General features: G+C 48.9%; 4 protein-coding genes. 2 read left to right on the top strand and 2 right to left on the bottom strand.

Features of this window, described 5'->3' with window-relative positions; all coding sequences use genetic code 11:
- On the top strand, window positions 1-509 hold a 509-nt coding region (locus ACYC56_RS15090), incomplete at its 5' end, for a UbiA family prenyltransferase (protein WP_461374993.1).
- A gap of 22 nt (window positions 510-531) precedes the next feature.
- Window positions 532-1,278: a DUF2231 domain-containing protein gene (locus tag ACYC56_RS15085; protein ID WP_461374992.1), complete on the top strand. Its 747-nt coding sequence runs from the start codon at window positions 532-534 to the stop codon at window positions 1,276-1,278.
- Between the two features lie 28 nt (window positions 1,279-1,306).
- Here ACYC56_RS15085 and ubiE read toward each other — a convergent pair whose 3' ends face one another.
- Complete coding sequence (ubiE, locus tag ACYC56_RS15080; protein WP_461374991.1) at window positions 1,307-2,125, bottom strand: bifunctional demethylmenaquinone methyltransferase/2-methoxy-6-polyprenyl-1,4-benzoquinol methylase UbiE; 819 nt, start codon at window positions 2,123-2,125, stop codon at window positions 1,307-1,309.
- 174 nt (window positions 2,126-2,299) lie between these two features.
- Window positions 2,300-2,575, bottom strand: a 276-nt coding sequence (locus ACYC56_RS15075; protein WP_461374990.1) for a hypothetical protein, incomplete at its 5' end; no start/stop codon positions are given.

Genomic DNA, 2,575 nt, shown 5'->3' with positions numbered 1-2,575 from the left:
TGGAGATAAGTTACTGCCTGCTCTGGGATACCAGTCCGTTTCGATCTCTTATCAGCGGAACAGTCAAAACGGTCGGGGGTCTAGCCGCGGTTTTCGCCGTTGATCCCCATCCATCCCCGGTCTTCCTGATCCTCCTTTTTCTTTGGGTATTTTTTTGGGAAATTGGAGGTCAACATCTCCCCAACGACTGGATGGACATGGAGGAAGATCGGTTGGTTCAAGCCAAAACGATTCCCGTTGTGCTGGGAACAACCTGGGCCAATTTTATTATTTTTCCCTCTCTCCTTTTGGTCGTAGTCTTGAGTGGAGTTCTTATAGGGGTTTCTCCCCTGGGGAAGGGGTTCCTTCCCATGGCAGTTTCCCTGGGCCTGGGGGTTTATTTGCTTCTACTGCCCGGCTACCGGCTTATCAAGACCGGGGCCCGCTCTCAAGCAGCCATTTTATTTAATCGAGCCAGCTATTATCCCCTGGCTGTGCTCACAGTCATCAGCTTGTCCCTCATGATCTGAAATTATTACAAGGAGAAATTCTATGGAAGAGATCGATCCCAAGGAACTGCCGAAATTCAACGGAAAAGACGGGAATCCGGTTTATATCGTTCATCGCGGCCGGGTTATTGATGTGAGTGCCAGTGAGTTGTGGAAAACCGGCCTCCATATGAACCGGCATCATGCCGGGAACGATCTTACGACTGATATCCAGGCCGCGCCTCATGGCCTGGAGGTTTTGGAACGTTACCCGCAGGTGGCGGTAATGAAGAAGGTGGCACCGGTCGAAAAGCCCATACCGAAATTTTTGGACACTCTGCTAAAACGTTTCCCCATGCTCCGGCGGCATCCCCATCCCATGACGATCCACTTTCCTATCGTCTTTATGTTTGCCGCCCCATTATTTACGGTTCTTTTTTTGCTGACCGGAATTGGGAGTTTTGAAACCACGGCCTGGCATTGTCTGGGGGCAGGCCTTCTTTTTACCCCGGTAGCTATGGGCACCGGTTATTATACCTGGTGGCTGAATTATCGGGCCATATCCATCAGGCCGGTGAGGATCAAGCAAAAGGTTTCCCTGATCCTTCTGATCACAGCAATAATCGCCATGGTCTGGCGCGTCATGGATCCGGCTATTTTGATTTCTCCGGGATCGGCCCGATGGATTTATTCGATCCTCGTTTTTTCCCTGCTTCCCCTGGTTTCGGTCATGGGCTGGTTCGGCGCCCAGTTAAGCTTTCCGGTCGAAAAGGAAATCCCCGTGACTGAAGAGGGGAAGGGAAAAAATTAGGACCAGAGACAACTTTCAAGATCGCCCATCAGGCCGGTTTACATCCCCAATGCACCACAGCAATCCCGTTGGTCAGGGGGGAAAAGTTTACCTGACGAAACCCGATTTCCTCCAGGAGACGAGTCAATTCTTTCGGCGAAGGAAAAAGCCGGATGGACTCAGGCAGGTAGGTGTAGGCCTGCCGGGATCCGCCAATAAGAAGTCCCAGCAGGGGCATAATATGAAAAGAGTAAAAATCGTATAACCGGCGGAACAGTGGGTTGGTGGGGTTGGAAAATTCAAGACACATAAATCGTCCCCCGGGTTTGAGGACCCGATACATCTCCTTGAAACCCTCTTCCATATGGGTCAGGTTTCGGAATCCAAAGCCGACCATGGCCGCATCAAATTGCCCGGATCCAAAGGGAAGGCCTTCCGCATCTCCCTGCACATAACCTATTTTTTTCCTGAATGAGGCATTGGTCGATTTTCGGCGCCCGATTTCCATCATCTTCCGATTAATATCGACTAAGACTACCTCTCCTGACCTTTTCATTCGCTTTAAGGCCAGAATAGAAAGATCGCCGGTGCCGCCGCAAATGTCCAGGAGACTGTCTCCCGGCTGTAATCTTAAAAGATCAACGGAGGTACGTTTCCATAAGTAATGAATACCGAAGCTCAGAATGGTATTCATCAGATCGTATTTTTGGGCTACCGTATCGAAATGGTTGCGCACCCAACGGACTTTTTCCTGGGTCGGGATTTTATGAAATCCGAAATGGGTCGTTTCCTGATCGTCTTCCGATATCTTTCCGGATTTGGTTTTTTCCTTGCCCGGCTGGTTTTCTGAAAATTCAGGAATTGTCATTCTGGTTCCTTTTCAAATCGAAATTTCTTTAGGAAGAAGAATAGGAGAAAGGGCGGGATCAGAAGATGAGAGCATGGTTTCTATAATATCACCTGGATTCAACTATATTTATCATAAACAGGATGAGGGAAAAGGGCAAGGGAAAAATTGAAATTTCAACTCTTCCCTATTATCTTACATCAGTTCTTTCAGGTCCTTTTCCTCCAGATGGAACTCCCTGGCCAGATGTTCGAGTGTCGCCCCGGTCTGGTCGAATACCTCCTGTATATATTCTTTCATGCTGGATTGTTTTTGACAGTCGTGGAAATAATTCTTCAGAAGGATGGCCAACCCTTCAGAAGGGATGGTGTATCCTTTTTTGGTCGCCTCTCTTTCTCCGACACTTTCCGGGATGCCGAGTACCACGATCCTTTCATCGACAACGCTGAAGCGGAAATTATGGACCAAGAG

This window comes from Candidatus Aquicultor sp., assembly GCF_054640775.1.
Note: the sequence above shows the minus strand (reverse complement) of the source record. Positions and strands in the feature narration are given on the sequence as shown.

Bases quoted from the DNA above. Each gene is read 5' to 3' on its own strand.
- ACYC56_RS15085 (WP_461374992.1), top strand. From the start codon at position 532: ATGGAAGAGATCGATCCCAAGGAACTGCCGAAATTCAACGGAAAAGAC.
- ubiE (WP_461374991.1), bottom strand. From the start codon at position 2,125: ATGACAATTCCTGAATTTTCAGAAAACCAGCCGGGCAAGGAAAAAACC.